This window comes from Rhodococcus sp. 2H158 (assembly GCF_053764755.1).
This window is the reverse complement of the sequence record NZ_JBSNCE010000006.1, coordinates 170,553-194,440: the sequence shown is the minus strand read 5'-3', so window position 1 is coordinate 194,440 and position 23,888 is coordinate 170,553. Positions and strand designations below refer to the sequence as shown.

The following is a 23,888-nucleotide window of genomic DNA, read 5'->3' as shown; positions in this document are numbered from 1 at the left end:
CAGCTGTTCAGTACCCACAGCGGTTCAGTCGTCGGACGCCGTCCCGGCGAGTGCGTTCTGCACCCGGTGGGTGGCCGCGTCGTCCCAGCCGTCGGGGGTGAGGGTGTCCGCCCACAACTGCGCGGCCTCCGGGCCGTACGCGTGCCCGAACCCGGCCGGGACGCCCTGCAGATACCACACCCGCGGCAGCAACGACGGCGTCAGCGACCAGACGAAGAACACCAGCGCGAACCCCAGACCGACCGGATGGAACCGGCGCCCGTAGCCGCGCACCCGAGCGCGCGGCGCGGCCACCCGGTCGGGCTCGGCGTCAGCGGCGGTGGTCAGCGCAGGGCCTTGGCCTTGAGCCGGTCGAACTCGTCGCCGGTGATCGTCCCGGCCTCGAGCAGGGCCTGGGCCTCGGCGATCTCGGCGGCGGGGGATCGTCCGGCCACCTTGCGGATGTAGTCGTCGGCAGCGTGCTGGGCCGCGTCGTGGGCGGCCGCGTGCCGCTCGGACATGCCGCGGCCCCGCACCAGCAGGTAGACGAAGGCGGTCAGGTACGGGAGGACGATCAGGAAGATGATCCACACGACCTTGACCACGGCGGACGTGGAACGGTCACGGAACAGGTCCGTCAGCACCTGGAACAGGATCAGCAGGTACGCGACGAACGCGAAGACGACCAGGGTGTACCACAACAGGTCCCACAACGAATCCAGCATCACGCACACGCCTTTCACGGTTCGGAGGTGCCCGGGAAAAGGACGGAAAGGACACCCGGACGCAAACAGGTACACGGTCTTCGCCGAGCACCGGAACACGGCGGCGCAGAGTGCACCGTGGTGACGCGAAATGCACCACGATCGTTCCGGGGTGCGGGTCGAGGCCCAGCGCGGTCGAACTCAGCGCGGTCGCAGCTCACCCGGGCTCACGTCGCGCAACGCGCGAAGGGCACGACGCAGCTCGGCGCTCGACGCGAAACCGGTGATCGCGGCGATCTCGGCGACCGTGGTGCGGGCATAGGCGGGTTCCTGGAGGAGCACGGCGGCGCGGTGCGCGCGCAGTCGCCGGATCTGGGACGCGACCGTGCTGTCGTGGGCCGCGAAGGCGCGCTGCAGGCTCCGCAACGACATCTGCAGCCGCTCCGCGATCACGGTCGGGGTCAGCATCGGGTCGCTGTGATGGGCCCGGATGAGGGTGAGGGCGCGGGTGTACGCGCTGCCGCACAGTTCGCCGGAATCGGCTCCGTAGCCGAGCGATTCGTGGTGCAGCCCCACCACGAGCTCGATCAGGGCGTTCTCCACGCCGCGCGGGGCCGCAGTGGTGTTGTGACGACCGCGTTCGCGGAGCATGGCCATTCCCACCGCGTTGAGCGCGTGCGTCGACATGGTGGGCTTGGCCGGCCCGAACGTCACGGCCGTCTCCTCGAGATCGAGTCCGCGTTCTTCGAGCCGGTGCCGGGGAATGCGCACCAGGAGCAGGTCCGAGCCGTCCGCATCCGCGGCGTCGTATCGATTCCACCCGACCTGCAGGACGATCCGGCCGCTCTTGACGTGTACCCGGGTGGTGCCGTCGTCGACCACCCGCTCGCCGGTGAGCATCAGGAACAGGTTCGCGACCTCGCCGTCCTCGACGACGCCGGCCAGAGCACGATGCGGTGACATCTGCACCCGGCCGACGCTGATCGCCCCGACGTTGCAGATCTCCATCCGGAACCGGAACTGCGTCACGTCGGGGACGGACAGCTCGGTGCGGCTCCCGGCATCGGAGGCCATCGCCTCGAAGCCCTGCCGGCCCCGCAGTTCGATCTTCCGATACACCCTCGTCCCTTCCGCCCCGGCGCGTCCGTGGCTCGGTGCGTCAGCGTGGCATGCGGCACCGGCCGTGGCGTGGGAGACGGGCCGACGGATAGCTCACACCCCGCGGGGATCGGGGCCGAAGGTCTCTGGCGTCGCCTCCCCGGCCGGATCATGCTGGACCCATCGGGCGCCCGCACCGCCGAGTCGGCGTCCGGGGAGGTCGACGGTGTCCACCCCTGCTCCGCACACATCCCAGGCCCGGCGCGACGGGCCGCACCGTCCGAGCACGGCGTCGACGGTGCTGCTCGCCTGCGGGGTCGTGTCGTCGCTGTTGTACGTGGCTGCGCACGAGGTACTCGCGGCTGCGCTCTACGACGGCTACAGCCGGTTCGATCAGGCGATCAGCGAGTTGACGTCGGTGGGCGCGCCGACCCGGGCGCCCCTGACCGTCGTGGGATTCTTCTACGACGTGCTGATCGTCGCCTTCGGGATCGGCGTGTGGCGAACGGGCCACGGCGTCCGCCCCCTGCGCATTGCGGGAGTTCTCCTGGTGGCCTACGGATTCGTGGGACCCCTGTGGCTGCCGTTTCCGATGACCGGACGCGAGAACATCGAGGCCGGGGCCGCCATGCCGCTCGCCGACACCATGCACCTGGTTCTCAGCGCGGTGACGGTCTCGCTGTGGTGCGCGATGATCGGGTTCGCGGCCGCCGCCTTCGGAACCTGGTTCCGGGTGTACTCGGCGGTCACGGTCGCGACGATCCTGGCGTTCGGAGCGTGGACGGGCCGGTACGTTCCGGCGGTCGCCGCCGCCGAGCCGACCCCCGGTATGGGCGCGGTCGAACGCGTGATGTTCGGGGCGTTCGTGCTGTGGGTCGCGGTGCTGGCGGTCGTTCTGCTCGTCCGCCGCACCCGGCCGGCATCGCTTCGCGGTGCGTCAGGAGGACGACGTGCCGTCGCCCCGAGCGGGGGAGAGCCATCGTGAGACCAGCGCGCCGAGTGTGCCGTCCGCGGTGAGGGCGCGCTGCGCCTCCTCGAGGTCGGCGCGCAGTTCGGCATCCCCGAGGGGCACCGCGAGGGCGATCTCCTCGCGGGTGATGCCGTACTCGACGACGTCGACGTGCGGCCGGCCGCGGGTCAGCCACGTCAGCACGGGACCGAGTTTCATGAAGGCGTCGCAGCCGCCGGTCGACAGCTCGTCCAGGGCACGGTCGATCTCGTGGTACGCGTACATCCGGATCCCGCCGATACGTCCCTCGGCGAGAAGGCGTTTCACCACCGGTTCGCTGGTGTTCCCCTGCTGCACCCCGACGGTCAGGCCCGCCAGGTCTGCCACCCCCTGCACCGCGGGGTGACGGGTGGTGTCGACCGCCAGGGACTGCCCGGACACGAAGTACGGCGCGCAGAACGAGGCCCGCTCGCGGCGCGGCTCGGTGACGGTGGTGCCGGAGGCGACGACGTCGAAGCGCCCCGCTGCCAGCTCGTCGAAGATCGTCTCGAAGTCGTCGCCCTCGTGCGGGACGAATTCCCACCGCAGCCCGAGGTGCCCGGCGAGGGCCCGGGTGAGGTCGATGTCGAACCCGACGGGCCCGCCACGCTCGTAGAACTCGAACGGCGGATCGGGCATCGCCGATCCCACCCGCAACACCGGCGACCGCGCGCTCATGTCCACTCCTTCCGGGGTGGAGCCGACGGCGGTGGCATCCTCATTCCGGGTTGTCGGTGCGGGTGGGGTCGATGAGGCCGAACACCTCGCCCTGAGGTCCCTGCACGACACCCATGCGTCCGAACTCGCTGGCGTCCGGTCCCATCAGGACCGAAGCGCCAAGTTCTCCTGCGCGCGCCAGGGCGGCATCGGTGTCGGCGACCTGAAACCAGGTCAGCCAGTACGACGGCGTCTCACCCGGCATCTTCGTCGAATCGTTGATGCCACCGACCGGTTCCCCTCCGGTGGGCAGGGCGAAGGTGGAGTACACGAAATTCTCGCCGTCCCCGATCTCGGTGTAGGCCCACCCGAATACCGTCGCGTAGAACTTCTGGGCGGGCCCGAAGCCGCGAGTGTGCAGTTCGTTCCAGCAGTAGGCGCCGGGCTCGTTGAACACGCCGGCACCGTTGTGCGCCTTGGCTTCCCACACCCCGAACGCCGCATCGGTCGGATCCGCGGCGACGAACATCCGGCCCAGGTCGAGGACGTCGAAGGGCGGCATGAACGTCCGGCCGCCGGCAGCGGTGATGCGCTCGGCGACGGCGTCGGCACTGTCGGCCGCGAAATACGTCGTCCACGCCGACGGCATCGTCGTGCCGCCGGGCTTGGGCCCGATTCCGGCGGCGGGTGTGCCGTGGCGCATCGCCATCAGATAGCCGCCGGCCTCCGGAGGACTGTCGACAACGTCCCAGTCGAACAGCGCGGAATAGAAGCGGCGGGCCGCCGCGGTGTCGTCGACCTGACAGTCGACCCAGCACGGGGTGCCTTGCGGCCACGGTTCGTTGCGAGTAGGCATTTTTTGGTCCCTTCTGGTGTTCGAGTCCGGTGCGCAGGGCCGCGGGTGCCCCCGCGTCCGTCAGCTAACCAGGTACCTGTGACATGCAGAGAGAATCCCGCCGCGGAAGCGGACGGACCCGGCGAACCCCGGAAGACGCGAGCGGCCGCGGAAGGCTCAGGCGCTGGTGGCCAGCGCCGCCGCGAGCCCGAATGCGAGGGACGTCGCGGCGACCTCGAGCACCGCGTTGCGCAGCGACGCCTCCGCGGTGACCCGGTGCGCGGCCGCGGCCGGCACCCACGTCCGCCGCCACCACCACGCCAGCGCCAGCAGTGCCGTCAGGGTCAGCGTCTTGGCCAGCACGATGCGGCCGTATCCGGTGTCGATCAGGGCCGTGACCGAGCCGAGCCGTACCGCCGCGTCGACGATGCCCGTCGCGGCGAGCACGGCGACGCATCGCATCGCGAGCACCGAATACCGGGGGAGCAGCCGGGCCCACGCGCCGCGGGACCGGACGGTCAGGGCCAGCGCGACGAGCGTGCCGAACCACAGCACCGCCGCGAGGGCGTGCGCCGCGTCGAGCAGCGATCCGAGGGCCTGCTGGGACATGTGGCCGGTGACCGGCCGGGCGATGAGCGCCAGCGCCGCGGCGACGAGGACCGGGACCGTCGGCCACGTCGCCGACCGGCGATACGCGAGGGCCGCGACGACGGTGCACACCAGCACGCACAGCAGTGCGGCCACGCCGATCCGGCCGGCGCCCGCACTGCCGAGGTACTCCGCGAAGCGCGACATCCCGAGCCGCGTCACGGGGACGTTCGTGGTGTCCGCGGCCTGCAGCACGAGCTGCACGACCTCCGTCAGCACCCAGAGCCCGCCGAGACCGGCGATCGCACGCCAGACGTCGCCGGGGGCGACGGGGGACCGCCGCTCGTCGCGCACCATGACACCGAGCGCGGCCAGGCCGAGCACCGTCGCGCCCAGGCACAGCGACAGCGCCCGCACCCAGCTCGACGCGGCCGGGTTCGCCAGCAGCCAGCCGCCGGCGACGCCCGCGGTGGCGCCGACGCCGGCGGTGAGCAGCCACGCCCGGTGCGCGGCGGTGCCGGTGCCGCTCGTCGTCAACGCCCCGCCACCGGCGTCAGGCCTTCTTCGGCTTGCGCAGCACGAACCACAGCACGCCGACGAGGACGACGACGCCCACCACGACGAAGACCCACACGGCCGGGCCGCTGTCCTCGTCGCTGTCGGCCGCGGGCGCCGCGGCACCGGCGGCGGCCGCCGCGCCGGGCGCGCCCGGACCGTCCTGCGTGAGGGTGAAGACCTGGGTGCCGGTGACCGGATGGCCGTCCGCCGAGGTCACGCGGTACGCGATGGTGTACTCGCCGGCCGGGCCGAGATCGCCGACGGCCACGGAGACCGTGGCGTCCTCGACGAGGGGATCGCCCTTGGACCACAGGTTGCCGTCCGGGCCGACGACGGTCAGCGCGGCGAAGGACTCCTGCAGGGCCTCGTTGAAGGTCAGGCTCACGCGCTCGGGGCCCTGCGCGATCTGCTCGCCCGGCGCGGGTGTGCTGGCGATGACGACCGAGTGCGCGGCGGCCGGGCCGGCCGCGAACAGCAATGCCGCCGCGACCGCGCCGAGGAGCCCGGCGAGCCGGGCGAGGCCGAGGAGCCCGGCGAGCCGGGCGAGAACGAGTGGGGTCTGTCGCCGGCGTGCGGCGACGGTGTTCGGGATGTTCATGGGTTTCTTTCTCCGGTGGGGTGGGTCGCGGTCACGCCGCGACGGGCGGCCCCCGCCGGGAGATGCACGGTGCCGGCCGGGCCGACGCGACGGTCCGACCCGCCACGGCCGGCAGCACCGTCCGGGCTGCCTCGATGCGAGGGGGCGCGGTGGTCCATGCCGCCCGCACCGCCCGGGTCAGCGGCCCGTACAGGCGTTGCGCCGCCTCGAGCAGGGCCGCGCATGCAACGACCGCGACGGTGTGCGCGACGAGCATCGGCACCGACGCGTGCAGGTGGCCTGTCGTGACCGCGGCCAGCACCAGGTGCGTCGCCCCCTGCCCGGCCGCGAGCAGCACCGCGGTGGGCACCGCGCGGAGGTGGGCGGCGACGAGCCCGACCCCGGCCGCGACGGCGAGCAGCAACGCCACCGCCGCGTTGCCGGGCATGCCGCCGCCGGCGCCGCCGTGCGCGGCGACCGCCAGGGCGGCGGTCTGCGCTCCCGCGGCGGCGCCGCGCAGGGTCGAGCCGGGCGTCACGATGGTGTCAGCGCACGCCGAGGCGGGCGAGCAGGTCGGCCTCGATGCCGTCCAGTTCCCGCGAGATGCCGGCGTGCGCGGCCTTGCGGCGCGGTGCCGGCATCTGCTCGGCGGCGTGCACCGCGGCCGTCAGGTCGGTGAGCCGGCCCCGGATGGCGTCGGCGAACTTCTGGGTCTCGGCGTCCTTGGGATGGCGCTCGAGGATCTCGTCGAGCGACTTCTCGGCCCCGGCGATGCGGGCGCTCAGGTGCGCGCCGTGACCGGTGTACTCGCCGAGCTGGTCGACGGCGACGCCCATGCGCTGGGCGCGCGCGGCGTCGAGCTGACCGCGCAGCGCGGTGACGCCCTGGTACACCAGCGGCACGAGCACCGGCGCGAGCAGCCGCACGACGGCGAGGTAGCGCCGCACCTTCGCCGCGGTGAAGCCCTTCTGGGCGGCGGCCTTCTCCTGGGCCTTGAGCGTGGCGAGCTGCTGCTTCTCGACCCGGGTCTGCGATTCGATCAGCGCCTTGTCGGCCTTGAGCTGGGCCTTGGCCGCCTTGATCTCGGCCTTCGTCAGGCGGCTGTCGCGCTTGCGCTGATGCTTCGCGTTGAGTTTGGCCTCGAGCTTCGCCTTGTGCTTGAGAGCCTTCGCCTCCGCCTTGCGGGTGGCGCGGCGCTTCCGCCTGTTGAACAACGCCATCGAACAGGACCCTCCATTCGGTGTACGGCGCCCACGGCGCCACGGGTCAGCCTATCCGTGACGGGGGTTTCCGGTTGACCCTAGGTGGACGAATACTGTTCTTCATCGTGAACGTATCCAGCGAGAGACGGACCTCGCCGGTCCTGATCGAGGCGAGCGCGCTGACCCGCTGCCGGCACCGGGTCCATCTGGACGCGGCCTTTCCGGACGAGTTGGCCGCGGCCCCGGAGCACCCGGGAGCCAAGCAGCGGCAGGAGGCGGCGGCCACCCACCGCGAGGCCGTGCGGCAGCGGCTGTTCGACGCGAACCCCGGCGACTGGGCGCGGATCGACCCCGAGGGGCCGGCGTGGCGGCGCGCCGAAGCCACCCTCGACGCGTGCCGTCGCGGCGCGAACCGGATCTGGGGCGCGGTCCTGCCGTCGGAGCCGGACACGGGCCGGCGCGGCCGGGCCGAGATCCTGCTGCGCGACGTCGAGCGCGGCGGCTACATCCCGGTGATCGTGGTCAATCACAAGGTCACCGACCCGGGCCGGGGCGCGACGACGTCGGGGCTGTTCGCGTGGGAGCCGGTGGTCGACGAGACCCGCAAGGTGCGCAGCCAGGTGCGCGACCAGATGCGGGTGGCCCACCTGTACCGGATGCTCGAGCGTCACGGCCTGGCCAGCCCGGCGCAGGTCGGCGGCGCCATCGGGTACGGCGGGGACTGCATCCTGGTGCACGACCTGAGTGCGGTCCTCGAGGACTACGACGCGCGGCTGGCCGACCGGCTCGCGATCGCCCGGGGCGAGACGCCGACGGAACCGTTGCAGATCGGGGAGTGCAAGACCTGCCCGTGGTGGCCGCGGTGCCGTGAGCAGCTGAGCGCGACGCACGACGTGTCGCTGGTGGCGCCGGGGCAGCGCGCGGCGGTGCTGCGCGAGCTGGGCGTGCACACGATCGACCAGCTGGCCCGCTGGGAGGGGGATCCGCCCGAGACCTGGCCGCAGGGCTCGTTCGAGGACACCGTCGTGGTGGCCAAGGCGTGGCTGGCGGGTGCGCCGCTGGTGCGGCGGCACGACCACGTGCACGTGCGGCGTGCGGACATCGAGATCGACATCGACATGGAGAGCTACCACGAGCACGGCGCGTACCTGTGGGGCACGCTGCTCAACGTCGACGGGATCTCCGCGTACCGGGCGTTCGTCAGCTGGGATCCGGTGCCGACCGACGACGAGGCCCGCTCCTTCGCCGAGTTCTGGACGTGGCTGTCCGCGGAACGGGCCGCCGCCGCCGCGAGTGGGAAAACCTTTGCTGCCTATTGCTATTCGCGTACCGCGGAGGACAAGTGGCTGCTCGGCTCGGCCCGCCGGTTCGCCGGTTTCCCGGGGGTGCCGAGCGAGGCGGAGGTGCGCGAGTTCATCGACTCGCCGCAGTGGGTGGACATCTACCAGGTCGTCACCGATCAGTTCGTGTGCCCGAACGGCAAGGGGCTCAAGAAGATCGCGCCGATCGCCGGGCACCGCTGGCGGGACGAGGAGGCCGGTGGGGAGGCGTCGATGAGCTGGTACCGCGAGGCCGTCGGCTACGACGGGGACCCCGACCCGCAGCAGCGACGTCGCCTGCTCGAGTACAACGAGGACGATGTGATCGCCACGAAGGTGCTCCGCGAGTGGATGAGCGAGCGTGCGGTGCACGAGATCCCGCACATCTCCGACCTGTAGATCACTCCTGCGGGGGCGTCACCGCCTCGGCGAGCCGGATCAGGGCGTCGACCACCGGCGGGCCGAACATCACGGGATCGTTGTGCTCGGCGCCCGGCAGGGCCACCTTCTCGACGAGGCGGCGGGCGGCGCCGGCGACGGCCTCGCTCTGCCCGGGCGGGACGATCGTGTCCGCGGTCCCGTAGACGACGGTGATCGGCACGTCGAGACGCGCGACGGTCTCGGCGACCGGGAAGCGGTCCCACATCAGCCCCGTGGGCAGCAGCGGGTAGTGGTGCCGGCCGACGGTGGGCAGATCGACGAACGGTGAGCGCAGCAGCATGCCGGCGGGCGGATGCTCGGCGGCGAGCCCCGTCGTCACCCCGGTGCCCAGGCTCTCCCCGAGGTAGAGCAGCCGGTCCGATCGGACGTTCTCACGCTCGAGGAGGTACTGCCGGGCGGCGCGCACGTCGCGGGCGAGGCCGTCCTCGCTCGGGCGGCCGGGGTTGCCGCCGTAGCCGCGGTAGTCGAAGAGCAAAGTGGCGAAGCCGGCCTCGGCGAGCGCTGCCGCCAGCGGCGCGCGGTCGACGCGGTTGCCGCCGTTGCCCGAGGCGAGCAGCACCGTGAAGCCCCGCGCCGTGCGGCGGGGCGGGACGTACCAGGCGCCGAGTTCGAGCCCGTCGGAGGTGGTCAGCAGCACGTCGCGGGCGCCGGGCAGCAGCGACTGCGCCGGGGGCGGTGGGGACCTGTCGGGCAGGTAGATCAGCCGGCGCTGCCCGAACCACAGGGCCGACGCGAGCACCGCGACGACCGCGACCACGAGCCACACCAGGCGCATGGCACCAGTGTGCCGTGGTGTCCTTTCGGATCCGGGCGGATCCGAAAGGACACCACGGCGGCGGAGCCGCCTAGCGCGGCGCCATGCGCAGCGCGCCGTCCATGCGGATGGTCTCGCCGTTGAGGTAGTCGTGCTCGGCGATCATCTGCACGAGCTGGGCGTACTCGGACGGCTGGGCGAGGCGGGACGGGAAGGGCACGCCCGCCTCGAGGCCCTTGCGGTACTCGTCGGTGACGCCGGCGAGCATCGGGGTGTCGACGATGCCGGGGGCGATGGTGTTGACCCGGATGCCGTACTGGGCCAGGTCGCGGGCCGCGGGGACGGTCATGCCGTGGACGCCGCCCTTGGAGGCGGAGTAGGCGATCTGGCCGATCTGGCCCTCGAACGCGGCGACGGAGGCCGTGTTGACGATGACGCCGCGCTGGCCGTACTCGTCGACGGGCTCGGTCTTGGACATCGCGTCGGCGGCCAGGCGCAGCACGTTGAACGTGCCGAGCAGGTTCACGGTGATGACGGTGCGGAACAGCTCGAGGTCGTGCGGGCCGTTCTTCGACAGCACCCGGCCGGCCCAGCCGACGCCGGCGCAGTTGACGACGAGGCGCAGCGGCAGGCCCGAGGCGACGATCTGGTCGACGGCGGCCTGCACGTCGTCGGCGCTGGTGACGTCGGTGGCGATGAGGGTGACGCCGGCGGGCGCCTTGTCGCCGACGCGCTCGATGGACTGCGCGAGGTCGAGGCCGAAGACGGTCGCGCCGGCGTCGGCGAGACGCTGGGCGGTGGCTGCGCCGAGACCGGAGGCCGCGCCGGTGACCAGTGCGGCGGTTCCCTGAATTTCCACTGCCGTGCTCCTTTCGTGGCGCCACCGTCCGGCGTGCGCCTTGTCGACGCTCGCACCTTAGCGCGCGCTAGCTCGTGCGGATCGGCAGCGGTGGTAGGGCAGTCCCGCGACGGACCTGGCGGGGGCGGCTAGCGTCGACCACCGTAACGCCCGGTAGCGGAGGAGGGGGCACCGTGGAATCCGACAGTTCGATCGCCGAGTTGTGCGACACGGTGATCGCCGACCTCGACGCACTGTCGGCGGAGGCGGTCGACCGGATCCGCGAACGTCTGCCGACCTACCTGGTGGTGCCGCCGGACGAGCACCGGGAATCGACCCGGCAACAGTTTCTCGTCACCCTCCGGTTGCTCGCGGATCGTCCCGCAGACACGGACCCGGCCGGCCCCGAGCTCGAGCGTGCCCGGCAACTCGGCAGGCAACGGGCACTGCAGGGGTTGACCCTTGCGAATGTGATCGAGTCCTTCCACATCGGGTCGCGAGAACTGTGGCGCGCTCTCGTCGAGCACGCGCCGGAGCCCACCACGGAACTGCTGCTCGCCGGGGGTCTGCTGTGGGACCTCGTCCATGCGGGGACGACCGCGGTAGCGATGGGACACGACGAAGCCACCCGCACGGCGCAGGCGGTACGGGCCAATCGCCGCTCGCTGCTGTTCGAACTGCTCGAGCAGGGACACCCGACGGAGGAGGCCCGAACGCTGGCCGTCGCGCTGGGGCTGGACCCGGACGGGATGTTCCGAGCCGCATGCACGCCGTCCGAGGCGTGGTCCGATGTGCAGCTGCAGGGACTGCAGCACGCGCTGGACGACGGACCGGCGACGGCGCTGTGCAGCCGACGCGGCACCACGGTCGTCACCGTCTTCCAGACGGTCGTGAGTTCGGTGGTCGTCGATGCGATCCGAGACGTGCGCCCCGACATGTCGGTGGGATTGGGGCTCGCCCGTCGGGGCCTGGAGGGGGCGACAACGAGCATCGGTGACGCCCGGCGCGCGCTCGCGCTGGTGCGGGGCCGGGCACAGACCGCCGACTTCGACGAGTGCTGGCTGCCGGCGATCCTCTTCGAACACCGGGAAGAGCTGGCGCCGATATTGGCGAAGGGCGCGGAGATCGCAGCCCGGCACCCGCACCTGGCCGAAGCGGTCTCGGCGTTCGCCCAGAGCGGGTTCTCGGCCAGCGCGGCCGCCCGGAGACTGCACCTGCACCCCAATTCGCTCGCGTACCGGCTCGAGCGCTGGCAGCAGCTGACCGGGTGGGACCTGCGCACGGTCGACGGGCTCGTCCGGTCGATGGTCGGTCCGGCGCTCTCGTGAAATTGCCGAACAGGATGCCCGAACTTCGGCTCTGTTGCCGGTGGTCACGTGCGAAGCGAAGGCCGAGTATGAACCGGGACACAGATCGGCTCTCGGGAAGGGAGTGCTCATGACCGACGCAGCGCAGACAGGTCCGGGGATCGAGGTGCCGCGGCCGCCGACGTTCGGCTCGGTCGACGACGAGCGCCTGCACCGCAAGCAGCGCCTGGCCGCAGCGTTCCGGCTGTTCAGTGCATGCGGCTTCGACGAAGGCGTCGCCGGCCACATCACCGCTCGCGATCCCGAGCATTCCGACCACTTCTGGGTCAACCCCTTCGGAGTGCACTTCAGCCTGATCCGGGCGAGCGATCTGATCCTGGTCAACCACGAGGGCGAGATCGTCGAGGGGAACCGGCCCGTCAATCGGGCGGCCTTCGCCATCCATTCCCAGGTCCATGCTGCGCGTCCGGACGCGGTGGCCGCCGCGCACGCGCACTCCCTCTACGGCAAATCGTTGTCGAGCCTGAAGATCGGACTCGAGCCGCTGACGCAGGACGCCTGTGCCTTCTACGACGACCACGCGGTGTTCGACGACTACACCGGTGTGGTGCTCGACGTCGAGGAGGGTCGACGTATCGCCACCGCCCTCGGCGACAACAAGGCTGTCGTGCTCGCCAATCACGGGCTGCTCACCGTGGGTCAGTCCGTCGACTCGGCCGCGTGGTGGTTCATCACCATGGAACGGTCGTGCCAGGCCCAACTGATCGCCATGGCCGCCGGCACCCCCCACCCCCTCGACGCCGCCACCGCGAAGTTGACGTACGACCAGGTCGGACTCGAGTACGCCGGATGGTTCCAGTTCCAGCCGCTGTATCAACGTATCGTCGCCGCCCAGCCCGATCTGCTCGACTGAAGCAGGCCCTCGCGCGGCCGCCCGGCACCGGGGCGGCCGGGGTCACGACTCCGGCCCGCCGTCGCGCCCGAGGCGCGTCGCGCCGACGCCCGCGGCGACGAGGCACGCGGCGGCGCCGAGCAGCAGTCCGGCCCGGCCGCCCCACTGTTCGCTGACCCACCCGGCGATCGGACCGCCGATCGCGGTGGAGCCGAGGAACGCCACCGCGAACAGCGCCATCACGCGCCCGCGCATGCCGGGGGCCGCGGCGAGCTGCAGGGAGCTGTTGGTGGTGGCGGTGAACGCGACGCTGAGGACGCCGACCAGCACCATCGCGGCGAGCATGAGCTCGAGCGTGGGCGCCACCGCGGCCGCGAGCAGCACCACGCCGAACACCGCGGAGGTGACCACCACGGCGGTCGTGCCGGTGCGACCCCACGTGGCGACGGCGAGCCCGCCGACGACGGCACCGGCGCCCATCGCGGCGGTGAGGAAGCCGTAGGTCTCGGCGCCGGCACCGAAGGTCTGCTGCGCGACCACGGGCAGCACCACCTGGAACTCGTACGCCAGGCAGCCCACCAGCGCCATCGTCAGCAGCGGCACCGCGAGTGCCGGGGTCTGCCGCACGTGCGCGAACCCCTCGCGGAGCTGGCCGCGGGCGCGGGCGGCGGGTGGCGACGGGCGCAGCAGGGACAGGTCCAGGCTCGCCAGCGAGGCGACGACGGCGACGAAGCTGAGCGCGTTGAGCAGGAAGCACACGCCGAGACCGCCGACGGCGATGATCAGGCCCGCGACGGCCGGGCCGATCAGGCGCGCGACGGACGCCAGCACCGACTGCAGGCTCACGGCGTTGCGCAGGTCCTCCGGTCCGACCAGCTCGAGCATGAACGACTGGCGGGCGGGGTTCTCGAAGCACTGGTTGAGTCCGAGCACCACGGCGAGGACGTACACGTGCCACAGCTGGACGGCACCGGTGACGGTGAGCAGGCCCAGGATCAGGGCCTGCACACCCATCGCGGACTGCAGGCCGATCATGAGCCGGCGCTTGTCGACGCGGTCGGCGACCACCCCGCCGTAGGGGCCGAGCAGCAGCATCGGCACGGTCTGCAGGGCCAGGACGAGGCCGATCGCGGTGCCGGAGCCGGTGAGCTCGAGCACCAGCCACGACTGGGCGACCGTCTGCATCCACGTGCCGATCAGGGAGACCGCCTGGCCGCTGATGTAGCGCCGGAAGTTGGCGCCGCGGAAGGCGGCGAAGGTCTGGCCGCGCAGGTCGGTGAGGACGGTCATCGGCGCTCCTCCGCGGAGCGACGGCACATCTGCTCGGCGAGCGCTTCGAGCGCCGGCAGGGCGTCGTGCAGGGCGTGGAGCCGCTCGGGGGACAGTTCCGCGAGGTGCTCGGTGAACACTGCGGTGCGCATGCGACGCAGGTCGGCGAACGTGCGAGCACCGGCCTCGGTGATGTGGGCGCGGACGACGCGCTTGTCGTCCGGGTCCGGGGAACGGGTCAGGAGTCCGGCGTCCTCGAGCTTGCCGAGCATCCGCGAGAGCATCGTCGGATTGAGGCCCTCGATCTCGGCGAGCTCGCGCACGCCGACGGTCTCGCGCCGGGCGACGGTGGCGAGGATCGAGAACTGGGACCGGGTGAGTCCACCTGCGCCGGCGGTGCGGCGGTCGACGCGGCGCGCGATGCGGCCGAGCGCCACGCGCAGGCGGTTGACGTCTTCCTCGTCGAAGCGGTCGTGTGCGGTCGTGATGCCCACCTCCATTTACTTGCCTATCGGCAAGCATACTCCTGGGGAGGCGGACGCAGGGGCACCCGCGCGGTGCTCTACCGCTCGGCGGGTTCCTCGACGGCGACGGGGACCCGTGCGACCTCGGTCCGGCGGCGCAGCAGCGCACGGCCGGCCACGACGGCGAGCGCGACGGCGAGGGTCACCCCGCCCGCGACCGGGCCGGCGGGCGTGCCGGGGGCCAGGCCTTCGCCGAGCATCCAGGCGCCGAACCCGAAGAACAGCGCCGCCGCCGCCAGCCGGATCGCGTTCTCGGGCAGGTGCTTGCCGAGGACGGCGCCGACGACGATGGCCAGCGCGTCGGCGGCGACCATGCCGATCGTCGAGCCGACCCACACGCCGGCCCAGTCGTTGTCCGCGGCCAGGGCGATGGTGGCGAGCATGGTCTTGTCGCCGAGTTCGGCGAGGAAGAAGGCCGACAGGACGGCGAGGAAGGCCGAACGGGTGACGCGGGCGGCCTTGCCCTGCTCGTCCTCGTCGAGGGAGTCGCCGCGCAGCGTCCACAGGCCGAAGAACAGGAAGGCCAGGCCGCCGACGATCGCCATTGCCGAGGTGGGGATCGCGAGGCCCAGGTAGTGGCCCACGGCGACGGAGACGAGGTGCACCGCGGTCGTGGCCGCGAGGATGCCGGACAGGACCACCCACCAGCGGTAGCGCAAGGCGAACGTCATCGCCATGAGCTGCGACTTGTCGCCGAGTTCGGCGACGAACACGACGGCGAAACTCAGGACCAGGGCGGACCACATACCGGGGGTTCCTCCTCCTCGCGTGTCGGTGTGGAGGAGGTGGGGACCTTCCTCCGGCCGGGCGACGCGGGTGCGTCGCGGCCGAAGGTCTCGCCCACCGGCGCGGAATCCGGTTCGCCGGGCCGGGCTGAACGCCAGTATGTCGACCGGGCGATTGTGGGCTACTCCCCTTCGCTTAGGCAACCATAACGTGGGCTGCACGAAAAGGCAAAGGCGACAATAAGTTTGGAAACCCGAACTTCGAGGTGCGGGTCCCGGTCAGGCGGCGAGCAGCATGGCCAGAACCGCGGTGTCGGGATCGCTGTTGGGATCCACGCCGACCCGGCTGACCAGTGACGTCACCGTCCCGTCGGCCTCCGCCTCCACCCACGCGGCCCGGTGCTCGAGGCCCAGGTGCGGCAGCCCCGGCAGCAGCACGCACCCCGACGCCGCACCCGTGCACTCCGGCAGCGACGGCCGCGTCTCCGACGGCGGGTGCAGCATGATCAGGGCGGGCGGCTGGTGCGCCGCGAACCGGCCCGGTTCCACCGCCTCGTCGCCGATCACCGGCCCCTCCGCGAGCACCAGGCCCACCGTGCCCGGCGCGGGGTCGTCGGGCAGTTCCTCCCGTACCCCGAACACCGTCGAGGTGGTCAGCAGGCCGGGCAGCGACGCCACCCGCACCGTCACCGCGAGCAGCTGTGCCCATTCCCGCGTGCTCTCCGGCCACCGCCCCGAAACCACGAATCCCCGCAGGGATCCTCCGGTGTGGAAGGCGGCGAGGCCGATCTGTTCGTTCCCACTCATCCCGCTACCTCCTCGGTGTGACGACAGTCGATGACCGATACACGCCGTTGGGTAGGTGAAGAATGACCGTTTCGTCCGCTGGCACACAAGAGCCCCCGAGTGCCAGCTCCGTCGCGCGTCCCTCCGGAACGCGCGAAGGGGATGCCGGAATCCGGCATCCCCTTCGCGAAGTGCGACGCGACTAGACCAGCAGACCGGCGGTCTGGGTGCGGGCGCGGTCGAAGCGGGCCTGCACGTCCGCCCAGTTCACGATGTTCCAGAAGGCCTTGACGTAGTCGGCCTTGACGTTCTGGTACTGCAGGTAGAAGGCGTGCTCCCACATGTCGAGCATGAGCAGCGGGGTCAGGCCGATCGGGATGTTGCCCTGCTGGTCGTACAGCTGGACGATGATCAGCCGCTGGCCGATGGAATCCCAGGCCAGGATGGACCAGCCGGAGCCCTGGATCGAGTTGGCGTTCGCCGAGAAGTGGTCGCGGAACGCGTCGAACGAACCGAACGCATCGTCGATCGCGGCACCGAGCTCGCCGTCCGGCTTGTCGCCACCCTCCGGCGACAGGTTCTTCCAGAAGACGGAGTGGTTGGTGTGGCCACCGAGGTGGAAGGCCAGGTCCTTTTCCAGCTTGGTGGCCTGCGCCGCCATCGTGCCGTTCTCCCGCGCCTCCGCCATCTTCTCGAGGGCGGTGTTGGCGCCGGCGACGTAGGTCGCGTGATGCTTGCTGTGGTGCAGCTCCATGATCTTCGCCGAGATGTGCGGCTCGAGCGCGGCGTAGTCGTAGGGCAGGTCCGGAAGCGTGTACTCAGCCACGAAGGATCCCTTCTCTTCGGGCCCGGCGGGGCCCGTGCGTGATTTTCAAGTACTTCTGGGTTTCCACCCAAACCCATAAGTACACCCTCTGCAATACCGCCCGCGCAGCCGGTTGTGCGGGGCGGCGGTGGCGGCGGAGGGAGTCGCGGCGGCGTCCGAAAAGGGACCGACGACCTACCTGCGGAAACGCCGGACAATTCGGCCGACGGGTGAACAGGCCCTTAACATCGTCGGATGTTTCGGCCCCTCGCGAGCGACGGGACGCACGACGCCCCGGCGCCGCGTGTGGACCTGCCCGGTGTGAACCTGCTCCGCACCGTCGCCGTCCTGGCGGTGCTGTACTCGCACATCTCCTTCTATCTCATCGACGACCTCGGCACCGGCTGGTGGGTCATCGACGTCGTGTACCGGGTTCTCATCGAGGGCGCCGGCCTCAACCAGCACCTGTCCTTCCTCGGGGTCGCGATGTTCATGACCCTGACCGGGCTGCTCATCACCCGCTCCGCCATCCGCGACGAACCGCGGCGCTTCCTCGTCGCCCGCAGCGCGCGGCTGCTGCCGGCGTTCTGGGTTGCGATCCTCGCCGCGATCCTGCTGGTGCGGCTCGGGATCAACGGGATGTTCAGCGGCCAGACCGGCGTCTCCGGCGTCGAGGCCGTGCTCAGCTTCTTCCTGGGCGGGTTCTTCCTGAAGCCCGAGGTCGCGGTCCTCGGGGTCACCTGGACCCTCGCCGTGCAGATCACGTTCTATCTGTACTGCGTCGCCGCCCGGCCGCTCCTGCGGACCCGGCCCATCGTGGTGCCCGTCCTCGGCGCCGTGGTGTGCATGCTGGTGCTGCTGTACAACCTGTACCTGCCCGAGCCGTACACGGTGCCGTTCCTGTCCAAGGTCGCGGCCACGATGCCGACCGTGTTCCTCGGCCAGATCGTGTACCTCGGCTGGGCGCGGCTGACGTCCCGGCGGTGGCTGATCGTCGCGCTGCTCGCCCAGGTCCAGGTGGTGCACCTGGCCACCGACTACCAGGTGTACTGGGCCGGCAGCCGCTACCTGTGGACCATCGTCGTGGTCACCGCGTGCGTGGTCCTGCTCTCCCGCATCGACGGCCGGTTCGCCCGCTCGCGGGTGCTGCACTGGACCGCCACCCGCAGCTACGCGATCTATCTGGTGCACACGCTGGTGCTGTACCGGGTGTACGAGAACACGGTTGCCCACCTCGGCCGCACCGGCGCCGTGCTCGCCTTCGCGCTGGTGTGCGCGGCCGTCGCCGAACTGCTCTACCGCGGCGTCGAGGTGCCGGCCGCCCGCTGGATCACCGCCCGGTGGTTGTCGCCACGCCCGTCGCCCCAGGTCGCGGCCGAGACGGAACCCGTGGAGAAGCCGCGCGCGTAGCATCGAGGCATGTCCTGGTTCGACGACATCCTCGCCCGTGCGGGTTCGAAGTCGGTGATGGTCACGCAGGAGCAGGCGCTGCCCGGCCGCGCCGAGCCGCTGCCCGTTCCCGACACCCACTACGTCAACGGACACCGCATCACGCCGCCGTTTCCCGAGGGGATGCAGACCGCCGTCCTCGGCATGGGCTGTTTCTGGGGTGCGGAGAAGGAGTTCTGGGGGCTCGAGGGCGTGTACTCCACGGCCGCGGGATATGCCGGCGGATACACCCCGAATCCCACCTACGAGGAGGTCTGCTCGGGCCGGACCGGGCACACCGAGGTGGTGCTGGTCGTGTTCGATCCGAAGGTGATCTCCTACGAGAGCATCCTCAAGCAGTTCTGGGAGAACCACGACCCCACCCAGGGCATGCGGCAGGGCAACGACCAGGGCACCCAGTACCGCTCGGCGATCTACACGTTCGACGAGGGACAGATCGAGATCGCCGAGGCCACCGCCGAGAACTTCGGCGCCCGCCTCGCCGCGGCCGGCTACGGCGCCGTGACGACCGAGATCGCGCCGCTCACGCAGTTCTACTACGCCGAGGACTACCACCAGCAATACCTGGCGAAGAACCCGAACGGGTACTGCCCCGTCCACGCCACCGGGGTGAGCTGCCCGGTCGGCCTCGGAGCCTGACGCCGCGCCCCCGCGTCGCGCTCGGTCCCGAGCGGATCGGCCCCGGCGATTTCCGGGTCTTCTGTGACGTTGGCCGGAACGCCTTGCCGTCGTTAGCTGTGCGTATCACTCTGGAAAGAGGGAGTTGTCACGGGGGAGAGGATCGAGGCCGAGATGATGCGGAACACGAGCGGATACCTGCGGGTCCTGCGGCGGGGGCTGCGTGGCCGCCACCCGCTGATCCGACGCACCGACCGTGCCGAGGCGCGCCTCGCCGTGGCGGTGCTGCTCCTGGTTCTGGCGACGATCCCCCTCGCCGGCTGGGTCGGCGCCCGCACCTGGGACACCCAGTCGGCCCTCGCCGTGCAGCAGACCGCCGAACGCACCCTCGTGACGGCGAAGACGCAGGCTGTGGCCGAGACCACGGACGCCACTGCCGGTGAACTCACGATGGTGACCTCCGCGTCCGCGCCCGCCACCTGGGCCTGGGGCGATGAGAAGCGCCGGGGTGACGTCACCGTGGACTACGGCACACCCGCCGGCGCCGACGTGCAGATCTGGGTCGATCCGAACGGCGAACAGGCGCTCGCGCCGCTGAGCGCGACGAGCGCGAAGATCTCCTCGGTCCTGGTCGGGCTTTCGCTCTGGTTCGCCGCGGCCCTGCTCGCCGCCGCGGTGTTCGGCTACGGCCGGTGGCGGCTGGATCGCACCCGCAACCGGGAATGGAGCCGCGAAATCGCGGCCTTCCTCGGTTCCACCAGCAGCCACTGACCGCGCCTCGTCGTCACACTTCCGGCATGACCTCCCGCGCCACCAGTTCGAGGTGGTCGAGGTCGGCCAGATCCAGCACCTGCAGGTAGATGCGCTGCGACCCGGCCTCGGCGTAGCGGGCGATCTTGTCGACCACCTCGGCGGGCGTGCCGGCGAGACCGTTCTCCCGCAGCTCGTCCACCTCGCGCCCGATCCGGGCGGCGCGGCGGGCGATCTCCGCCTCGTCGCTACCGCAGCACAGCACGAGCGCGTTCGAGTACGTCAGCTCGGAAGGGTCGCGGTCGGCCGCGCGGCACGCGTCCTGCACGCGGGCGAACTGGGCCGCGGTGGCCTCCGCCGACTGGAACGGGATGTTGAATTCGTCCGCGTACCGGGCCGCGAGGGCCGGAGTACGGCGCTTACCCCCGCCGCCGATCACGATCGGCGGACCGGAGCGCTGGTGCGGTTTGGGCAGCGCCGGTGAATCGACGATGCGGTGGTGCGCACCCTCGTACGAGAAGGTCTCCCCGACCGGCGTCTGCCACAGCCCGGTGATCACGGCGAGCGACTCCTCGAATTTGTCGAAGCGCTCCTTCAGCGACGGGAAGGGGATGCCGTAGGCGAGGTGCTCTTCCTCGTACCAGCCTGCGCCGAGCCCGAAGTCGACCCGGCCGCCGCTCATGGCATCGACCTGGGCGACGGTGATCGCGAGGGGACCGGGGTGGCGGAACGTCGCGGAGGTCACCAGGGTGCCCAGCCGGATCGTGGAGGTCTCCCGGGCCAGGCCGGCCAGCGTGATCCAGGCGTCCGTCGGGCCGGGCAGGCCGGCGGAGTTCATCGCGAGATAGTGGTCGGAACGGAAGAAGGCGCCGTAGCCGAGCCGCTCGGCAGTCTTCGCGACGGCGAGCAGGTCGTCGTAGGTGGCACCCTGCTGAGGTTCGGTGAAGATCCGTAGTTCCATGCCGTCGATCATTTCAGTTCGGCGAAGACCACGTCGGTCTGCGTCGAATCGCGCACTCGCTGCCGAAGGTGCGCCGGGAGCCGTGAACCGTGCGCGGTGGTGGTGCAGAAGATGCCTGTGGGGCAACGAATGACGGGAGTAGACCGGCCCCTCACCGCCGAAATGTTCCCGGAGTGAGGCGATGTGCCGTTGTGGAAACTGAGCCTTCTGTGGATGAAGCTGTGGAAACTGTGGATAACTCCCGGGCGGAGGCGTTTTCACGCGACCCCGCCGGGACGGGGCGAATCGGGCGGGCGGCCCTTTTCCGTGGGGTGGGCGGGATCCGCGGTGGTCGCTGCATGCGCCGCAGCGGCGTGCCAGTATTGACGATGTGAGCTTCCCCGACGTGCCCACCGTCACGGTCGCCGACGTGCCGCCGATCGGTCCCGAGGTCGTGCTGCTCGACGTGCGCGAGGCCGACGAACGGGATCTCGGGCACGACGGCGACGCCTCGGCGAAGATCTGTTGATGGCCGCCTACCAGATCTGCGTCCGCTGCGGACACCGCTGGCCCGTGTCCTGGCAGCCCCGGCAGTGGTGCCCGGGCTGCCGCGGGCTGCTGCTGTCCCCCGACGACACCGCGGCCCCCGTTCCACCGGGGCGCCGCAACTTCCGCTGGGTGGCACGGCCGCCGCAGGCCCGCTCCGGCCAGGACGGTCCCCGGCCGCGACGGCGGCCGGCGGGCCCGACCCCGCGCTACCACGAGGTGCCGCGCTGGGGCCTTGCCGATCCTCGCCCGGCCGGCGAGCCGTCGACCCCGTCGCGTGAGGAAACCCTCGCGGATCTCGCCCCGACGCTGCTCGCCGGAACCGCCGTCGTGTTCGGCCTCGCCGCCGTCGCCGAGGCCGTCCGCTACGGGCTGCTGCTGTACAACCGCACGCGCCTCGTCGACCCACTCGCCCTCGCGGCGTCCGACGCCCTGGTGTGGGCCACCCAGTTGTGCGGCCCTGCCGTCGCCCTCGCCGCCGGGGTCGCGGCGACGCTGCGGCTGATCCGCGTGCGGCGACAGCTGTTCGCCGCCCGCGGCGTCGCCGACCCGCGCGGCCGGATCTCGCTGCTGCTCGGGTGCCTCGTGCCCGGCGTGAACCTCGCGATGCCCGGCGTCTTCCTCACCGAGATCACCGGTCCCGGCGACCCCCGGCTACGACGAGCCGTGCGCACGTGGTGGGTGCTGTGGGTGCTCGGCGGCGTGCTGTTCGTCGTCAACGTGCTGTGGCGGCAGAGGGCCACCCTGCAGGCGCAGGCCGACGGGGTGCTGCTCGCCGCGGTGACCGCGGCCCTCGCCGCGGCCGTCGCCGTCGCGGCGCTGCATGTGGTGCGGCTGTTCGACGACGAGGACCTGCGCGGCCGTCCCCGTCGCCTGCCCCGCCGCACCGTTGCGACCGGCCCCAAGTACGAACCCATCGCGCCGATCGAACCGGTCGGCGCGCGCCCCGACGAGGCGGTGGCCTCGTGACCGCGGCCGGTGAACCGCGCGTCGTCGCGCACCGCGGGGCCTCCGCCGCCAGGGCCGAGCACACCCTCGCCGCCTACGAACTGGCGCTGCAGGAAGGCGCCGACGGCCTCGAATGCGACGTGCGGCTCACCCGCGACGGGCATCTCGTGTGCATCCACGACCGCACCGTGGACCGGACCTCCACCGGCAGCGGCCTGGTCAGCGAGATGACCCTCGCCCAGCTCGGGGAGCTCGACTACGGCACCCCCGGCGAGCCGGCGCGACTGCTGACGCTGCGGCAGCTGATCGAGCTGACCCTCGACTGGACCAGCCGGCCCGTCAAGCTGTTCGTCGAGACCAAGCACCCCGTGCGCTACGGCGGGCTCGTCGAGGCCAAACTCCTCGCCGAGCTGGCCCGCTTCCGGCTCGCCACCCCCGCGTCCGCGGACTTCTCCCGCGTCGTCGTGATGTCGTTCTCGGCGGCCGCGGTGTGGCGGGTGCGCCGGTCGGCGCCGCTGCTGCCGACGGTGCTCCTCGGCGACACCTCCCACTATCTCGGGGGCAGCGCCGCCACCACCGTCGGTGCCACCGCAATCGGCCCCTCGATCCTCACGCTGCGCCAGCACCCCGAGCTCGTCGACAAGGCGGCTGCCGCGGGCCGCGCCACCTACTGCTGGACCGTCGACGATCCCGCCGACGTCGAACTGTGCCGCGACCTCGGCGTCGGCTGGGTGGCCACCAATCATCCGGGGCGCACCAAGCTTCTGCTCGGCGCTTCGCGCGGCGTGTAGTTTTGCGCCGTGGCCAAGAAGAGTAAGAGAAACAGCGGACCCAAGCCCGGCAGCAACCGTGCCGCGAAGCTCGAGCAGCGCCGGCTCGCCCGGGAGGCCGAGGCTGCCACGGTCACCCGGCCGTTCGAGGGTCTCGCCCTCGAGTGCGACCTGGTGGCCCTGCGCGAGTTCGTTCCGTCGGCGGTGTTCACGTTGCCGTTGACCACGCCCGGCCGGGCCGTCCGCGCGGCCACCGTGCTGCCCGGCGCCGTCGCCGCGCTCGCCCGCGAGGAGGGGGACGAGACCACCGCGTACGTCGGGCTGCAGCTCGCCGCCGCCGGCCCCGACCCGGCCGCCGAGCTCGGCGCCGCGATCGCGTGGGCTCGGGAGGCGGAGGCCGGGTCGTCGCTCGCCGTCGCCGAACCCGGTCCGGACGGGCCGCGTCTGCACGATCTGATCGACGTCGACGTCGTCCCGGAGATCACCGTGCACCAGGACTTCGACTGGTGGATCCCCGAGGGCGTCGAGGTCTCACCCGACGTCGCGCACACCGTCAAGCACGCCAACGACGCGATCATGCCGTCCGCGCGGCTCGAGGGCGAGGGCGTCGTCGCCGCCTGGTGGGTGGATGCCGGTGAGAAGGCGCACCTGCGCTGGGTGCGTCCGGAGGACGAAGACGCCCTGATGTCCGCGCTGTCGCGGGTGCACGCCGCGGGCGGTCTGCACCTGGGGGAGGGCTCGCGGTTCGCCGGGTCGTTCCGCACCCACGGCCTGCTCGTGCCGGTGTTCGATCTCGACCCCGAGCGGCACCCCAACGAGTGGGTCGGCCCCACCGCCGAGTTCGGTGCCCGGCTCGCCGAGGCCTTGGCGGTCGACGCGCCGCTCACCGCCGCCGAGCGGCGCTCGCGCGACGGCCTGCGCAGTCGTCAGGTCACCTTGCGCTGACCCGTCCAGTCGCCGGCCCGAGCCGAGCGAATGTATCGTTCCGTCGGCCTACGGAGATGAGCGATACATTCGCTCG

General features: G+C 71.6%; 28 protein-coding genes. 11 read left to right on the top strand and 17 right to left on the bottom strand.

Features of this window, described 5'->3' with window-relative positions; all coding sequences use genetic code 11:
• Nucleotides 1-24: 24 nt before the first annotated feature.
• The 3 genes from ACWPOB_RS07960 to ACWPOB_RS07950 form a co-directional block, all read right to left on the bottom strand.
• On the bottom strand, nt 25-294 hold the full coding sequence (locus ACWPOB_RS07960) for an alpha/beta-hydrolase N-terminal domain-containing protein (RefSeq protein ID WP_100057662.1): 270 nt from the start codon (nt 292-294) through the stop codon (nt 25-27).
• 29 nt (nt 295-323) lie between these two features.
• A complete protein-coding gene (locus tag ACWPOB_RS07955) occupies nt 324-704 on the bottom strand; it encodes a PLDc N-terminal domain-containing protein (RefSeq protein ID WP_455400453.1) in 381 nt (126 codons plus the stop codon).
• A 180-nt stretch (nt 705-884) separates the two neighbouring features.
• Nucleotides 885-1,802, bottom strand: coding sequence for a helix-turn-helix domain-containing protein (locus tag ACWPOB_RS07950; protein ID WP_455400452.1), 918 nt, complete (start codon nt 1,800-1,802; stop codon nt 885-887).
• Nucleotides 1,803-2,007: 205 nt separating this feature from the next.
• Here ACWPOB_RS07950 and ACWPOB_RS07945 point away from each other — a divergent pair, with 205 nt between their 5' ends.
• Nucleotides 2,008-2,766 (top strand): DUF998 domain-containing protein, encoded by a 759-nt coding sequence (locus ACWPOB_RS07945; protein ID WP_455400451.1) that lies wholly within the window; start codon nt 2,008-2,010, stop codon nt 2,764-2,766.
• Here the strand turns inward: ACWPOB_RS07945 and ACWPOB_RS07940 are convergent.
• The 6 genes from ACWPOB_RS07940 to ACWPOB_RS07915 form a co-directional block, all read right to left on the bottom strand.
• On the bottom strand, nt 2,719-3,447 hold the full coding sequence (locus tag ACWPOB_RS07940; protein WP_455400450.1) for an ABC transporter substrate-binding protein: 729 nt from the start codon (nt 3,445-3,447) through the stop codon (nt 2,719-2,721). The two genes, ACWPOB_RS07945 and ACWPOB_RS07940, sit on opposite strands and share 48 nt — an antisense overlap.
• Nucleotides 3,448-3,487: 40 nt before the next feature.
• The gene (locus ACWPOB_RS07935; protein ID WP_455400449.1) at nt 3,488-4,282 is read right to left on the bottom strand and encodes a VOC family protein; all 795 of its coding nucleotides are present in this window, start codon (nt 4,280-4,282) and stop codon (nt 3,488-3,490) included.
• 156 nt (nt 4,283-4,438) lie between these two features.
• A complete protein-coding gene (locus ACWPOB_RS07930; RefSeq protein WP_455400448.1) occupies nt 4,439-5,386 on the bottom strand; it encodes a CopD family protein in 948 nt (315 codons plus the stop codon).
• Nucleotides 5,387-5,402: 16 nt separating this feature from the next.
• Nucleotides 5,403-6,005: a copper resistance CopC family protein gene (locus ACWPOB_RS07925; RefSeq protein ID WP_455400447.1), complete on the bottom strand. Its 603-nt coding sequence runs from the start codon at nt 6,003-6,005 to the stop codon at nt 5,403-5,405.
• A 31-nt stretch (nt 6,006-6,036) separates the two neighbouring features.
• Nucleotides 6,037-6,522 carry a hypothetical protein gene (locus ACWPOB_RS07920; RefSeq protein WP_455400446.1) on the bottom strand — a complete coding sequence of 162 codons (486 nt, stop codon included), beginning with the start codon at nt 6,520-6,522 and terminating at the stop codon, nt 6,037-6,039.
• A 7-nt stretch (nt 6,523-6,529) separates the two neighbouring features.
• Nucleotides 6,530-7,204, bottom strand: coding sequence for a DUF6474 family protein (locus ACWPOB_RS07915; RefSeq protein ID WP_455400445.1), 675 nt, complete (start codon nt 7,202-7,204; stop codon nt 6,530-6,532).
• 107 nt (nt 7,205-7,311) lie between these two features.
• On the opposite strand from ACWPOB_RS07915, the gene ACWPOB_RS07910 reads away from it, so the two are divergent.
• A complete protein-coding gene (locus ACWPOB_RS07910) occupies nt 7,312-8,904 on the top strand; it encodes a TM0106 family RecB-like putative nuclease (RefSeq protein WP_455400444.1) in 1,593 nt (530 codons plus the stop codon).
• 1 nt (nt 8,905) lies between these two features.
• On the opposite strand, the gene ACWPOB_RS07905 is transcribed toward ACWPOB_RS07910, so the two are convergent.
• Complete coding sequence (locus ACWPOB_RS07905) at nt 8,906-9,721, bottom strand: alpha/beta hydrolase (RefSeq protein WP_100058214.1); 816 nt, start codon at nt 9,719-9,721, stop codon at nt 8,906-8,908.
• A gap of 70 nt (nt 9,722-9,791) precedes the next feature.
• Entirely contained in the window at nt 9,792-10,559 is a 768-nt protein-coding gene (locus tag ACWPOB_RS07900) for an SDR family NAD(P)-dependent oxidoreductase (protein ID WP_100058213.1), read from the bottom strand.
• 173 nt (nt 10,560-10,732) lie between these two features.
• Here ACWPOB_RS07900 and ACWPOB_RS07895 point away from each other — a divergent pair, with 173 nt between their 5' ends.
• Nucleotides 10,733-11,866, top strand: coding sequence for a PucR family transcriptional regulator (locus ACWPOB_RS07895; protein ID WP_455400443.1), 1,134 nt, complete (start codon nt 10,733-10,735; stop codon nt 11,864-11,866).
• A gap of 109 nt (nt 11,867-11,975) precedes the next feature.
• Complete coding sequence (locus ACWPOB_RS07890) at nt 11,976-12,758, top strand: class II aldolase/adducin family protein (RefSeq protein ID WP_100058211.1); 783 nt, start codon at nt 11,976-11,978, stop codon at nt 12,756-12,758.
• Between the two features lie 42 nt (nt 12,759-12,800).
• Here ACWPOB_RS07890 and ACWPOB_RS07885 read toward each other — a convergent pair whose 3' ends face one another.
• From ACWPOB_RS07885 to ACWPOB_RS07865, 5 genes are all read right to left on the bottom strand, one after another.
• Nucleotides 12,801-14,027 (bottom strand): MFS transporter, encoded by a 1,227-nt coding sequence (locus ACWPOB_RS07885; RefSeq protein WP_455400442.1) that lies wholly within the window; start codon nt 14,025-14,027, stop codon nt 12,801-12,803.
• On the bottom strand, nt 14,024-14,443 hold the full coding sequence (locus ACWPOB_RS07880) for a MarR family winged helix-turn-helix transcriptional regulator (RefSeq protein WP_029546932.1): 420 nt from the start codon (nt 14,441-14,443) through the stop codon (nt 14,024-14,026). Before ACWPOB_RS07880 ends, ACWPOB_RS07885 begins: the two co-directional genes overlap by 4 nt.
• 125 nt (nt 14,444-14,568) lie before the next feature.
• The gene (locus ACWPOB_RS07875) at nt 14,569-15,276 is read right to left on the bottom strand and encodes a TMEM165/GDT1 family protein (RefSeq protein WP_455400441.1); all 708 of its coding nucleotides are present in this window, start codon (nt 15,274-15,276) and stop codon (nt 14,569-14,571) included.
• 258 nt (nt 15,277-15,534) lie between these two features.
• Complete coding sequence (locus tag ACWPOB_RS07870) at nt 15,535-16,062, bottom strand: hypothetical protein (protein WP_006944656.1); 528 nt, start codon at nt 16,060-16,062, stop codon at nt 15,535-15,537.
• A 181-nt stretch (nt 16,063-16,243) separates the two neighbouring features.
• Nucleotides 16,244-16,867: a superoxide dismutase gene (locus ACWPOB_RS07865; RefSeq protein ID WP_006944654.1), complete on the bottom strand. Its 624-nt coding sequence runs from the start codon at nt 16,865-16,867 to the stop codon at nt 16,244-16,246.
• 285 nt (nt 16,868-17,152) lie between these two features.
• On the opposite strand from ACWPOB_RS07865, the gene ACWPOB_RS07860 reads away from it, so the two are divergent.
• The 3 genes from ACWPOB_RS07860 (at nt 17,153) to ACWPOB_RS07850 (ending at nt 19,684) form a co-directional block, all read left to right on the top strand.
• A complete protein-coding gene (locus ACWPOB_RS07860) occupies nt 17,153-18,256 on the top strand; it encodes an acyltransferase family protein (RefSeq protein WP_100057838.1) in 1,104 nt (367 codons plus the stop codon).
• 9 nt (nt 18,257-18,265) lie between these two features.
• Nucleotides 18,266-18,934 carry a peptide-methionine (S)-S-oxide reductase MsrA gene (gene msrA, locus ACWPOB_RS07855; protein WP_455400440.1) on the top strand — a complete coding sequence of 223 codons (669 nt, stop codon included), beginning with the start codon at nt 18,266-18,268 and terminating at the stop codon, nt 18,932-18,934.
• A gap of 153 nt (nt 18,935-19,087) precedes the next feature.
• Entirely contained in the window at nt 19,088-19,684 is a 597-nt protein-coding gene (locus ACWPOB_RS07850; RefSeq protein WP_100057840.1) for an Rv1733c family protein, read from the top strand.
• A 13-nt stretch (nt 19,685-19,697) separates the two neighbouring features.
• Here ACWPOB_RS07850 and ACWPOB_RS07845 read toward each other — a convergent pair whose 3' ends face one another.
• The gene (locus tag ACWPOB_RS07845) at nt 19,698-20,624 is read right to left on the bottom strand and encodes an LLM class F420-dependent oxidoreductase (RefSeq protein ID WP_100057841.1); all 927 of its coding nucleotides are present in this window, start codon (nt 20,622-20,624) and stop codon (nt 19,698-19,700) included.
• 370 nt (nt 20,625-20,994) lie between these two features.
• On the opposite strand from ACWPOB_RS07845, the gene ACWPOB_RS07840 reads away from it, so the two are divergent.
• The 4 genes from ACWPOB_RS07840 to ACWPOB_RS07825 are packed head-to-tail and all read left to right on the top strand — an operon-like array spanning nt 20,995 to nt 23,812.
• Nucleotides 20,995-21,132: a hypothetical protein gene (locus ACWPOB_RS07840; protein ID WP_455400439.1), complete on the top strand. Its 138-nt coding sequence runs from the start codon at nt 20,995-20,997 to the stop codon at nt 21,130-21,132.
• On the top strand, nt 21,132-22,118 hold the full coding sequence (locus ACWPOB_RS07835; RefSeq protein WP_455400438.1) for a DUF4328 domain-containing protein: 987 nt from the start codon (nt 21,132-21,134) through the stop codon (nt 22,116-22,118). The genes ACWPOB_RS07840 and ACWPOB_RS07835 overlap by 1 nt, the downstream gene beginning before the upstream one ends.
• Nucleotides 22,115-22,888, top strand: a complete 774-nt coding sequence (locus ACWPOB_RS07830) for a glycerophosphodiester phosphodiesterase (protein WP_100059057.1) — start codon at nt 22,115-22,117, stop codon at nt 22,886-22,888. The genes ACWPOB_RS07835 and ACWPOB_RS07830 overlap by 4 nt, the downstream gene beginning before the upstream one ends.
• Nucleotides 22,889-22,897: 9 nt before the next feature.
• Complete coding sequence (locus ACWPOB_RS07825) at nt 22,898-23,812, top strand: DUF5926 family protein (RefSeq protein WP_455400437.1); 915 nt, start codon at nt 22,898-22,900, stop codon at nt 23,810-23,812.
• Nucleotides 23,813-23,888: the final 76 nt, after the last annotated feature.

What these genes read in the sequence shown, in the direction of transcription:
- ACWPOB_RS07890 (WP_100058211.1), top strand. Translation starts at nt 11,976, where the DNA reads ATGACCGACGCAGCGCAGACAGGTCCGGGGATCGAGGTGCCGCGGCCG.
- ACWPOB_RS07935 (WP_455400449.1), bottom strand. Translation starts at nt 4,282, where the DNA reads ATGCCTACTCGCAACGAACCGTGGCCGCAAGGCACCCCGTGCTGGGTC.
- ACWPOB_RS07915 (WP_455400445.1), bottom strand. Translation starts at nt 7,204, where the DNA reads ATGGCGTTGTTCAACAGGCGGAAGCGCCGCGCCACCCGCAAGGCGGAG.
- ACWPOB_RS07835 (WP_455400438.1), top strand. Translation starts at nt 21,132, where the DNA reads ATGGCCGCCTACCAGATCTGCGTCCGCTGCGGACACCGCTGGCCCGTG.
- ACWPOB_RS07875 (WP_455400441.1), bottom strand. Translation starts at nt 15,276, where the DNA reads ATGTGGTCCGCCCTGGTCCTGAGTTTCGCCGTCGTGTTCGTCGCCGAA.
- ACWPOB_RS07850 (WP_100057840.1), top strand. Translation starts at nt 19,088, where the DNA reads ATGATGCGGAACACGAGCGGATACCTGCGGGTCCTGCGGCGGGGGCTG.
- ACWPOB_RS07925 (WP_455400447.1), bottom strand. Translation starts at nt 6,005, where the DNA reads ATGAACATCCCGAACACCGTCGCCGCACGCCGGCGACAGACCCCACTC.
- ACWPOB_RS07845 (WP_100057841.1), bottom strand. Translation starts at nt 20,624, where the DNA reads ATGGAACTACGGATCTTCACCGAACCTCAGCAGGGTGCCACCTACGAC.
- ACWPOB_RS07905 (WP_100058214.1), bottom strand. Translation starts at nt 9,721, where the DNA reads ATGCGCCTGGTGTGGCTCGTGGTCGCGGTCGTCGCGGTGCTCGCGTCG.
- ACWPOB_RS07885 (WP_455400442.1), bottom strand. Translation starts at nt 14,027, where the DNA reads ATGACCGTCCTCACCGACCTGCGCGGCCAGACCTTCGCCGCCTTCCGC.
- ACWPOB_RS07870 (WP_006944656.1), bottom strand. Translation starts at nt 16,062, where the DNA reads ATGAGTGGGAACGAACAGATCGGCCTCGCCGCCTTCCACACCGGAGGA.
- ACWPOB_RS07955 (WP_455400453.1), bottom strand. Translation starts at nt 704, where the DNA reads ATGCTGGATTCGTTGTGGGACCTGTTGTGGTACACCCTGGTCGTCTTC.
- msrA (WP_455400440.1), top strand. Translation starts at nt 18,266, where the DNA reads ATGTCCTGGTTCGACGACATCCTCGCCCGTGCGGGTTCGAAGTCGGTG.
- ACWPOB_RS07940 (WP_455400450.1), bottom strand. Translation starts at nt 3,447, where the DNA reads ATGAGCGCGCGGTCGCCGGTGTTGCGGGTGGGATCGGCGATGCCCGAT.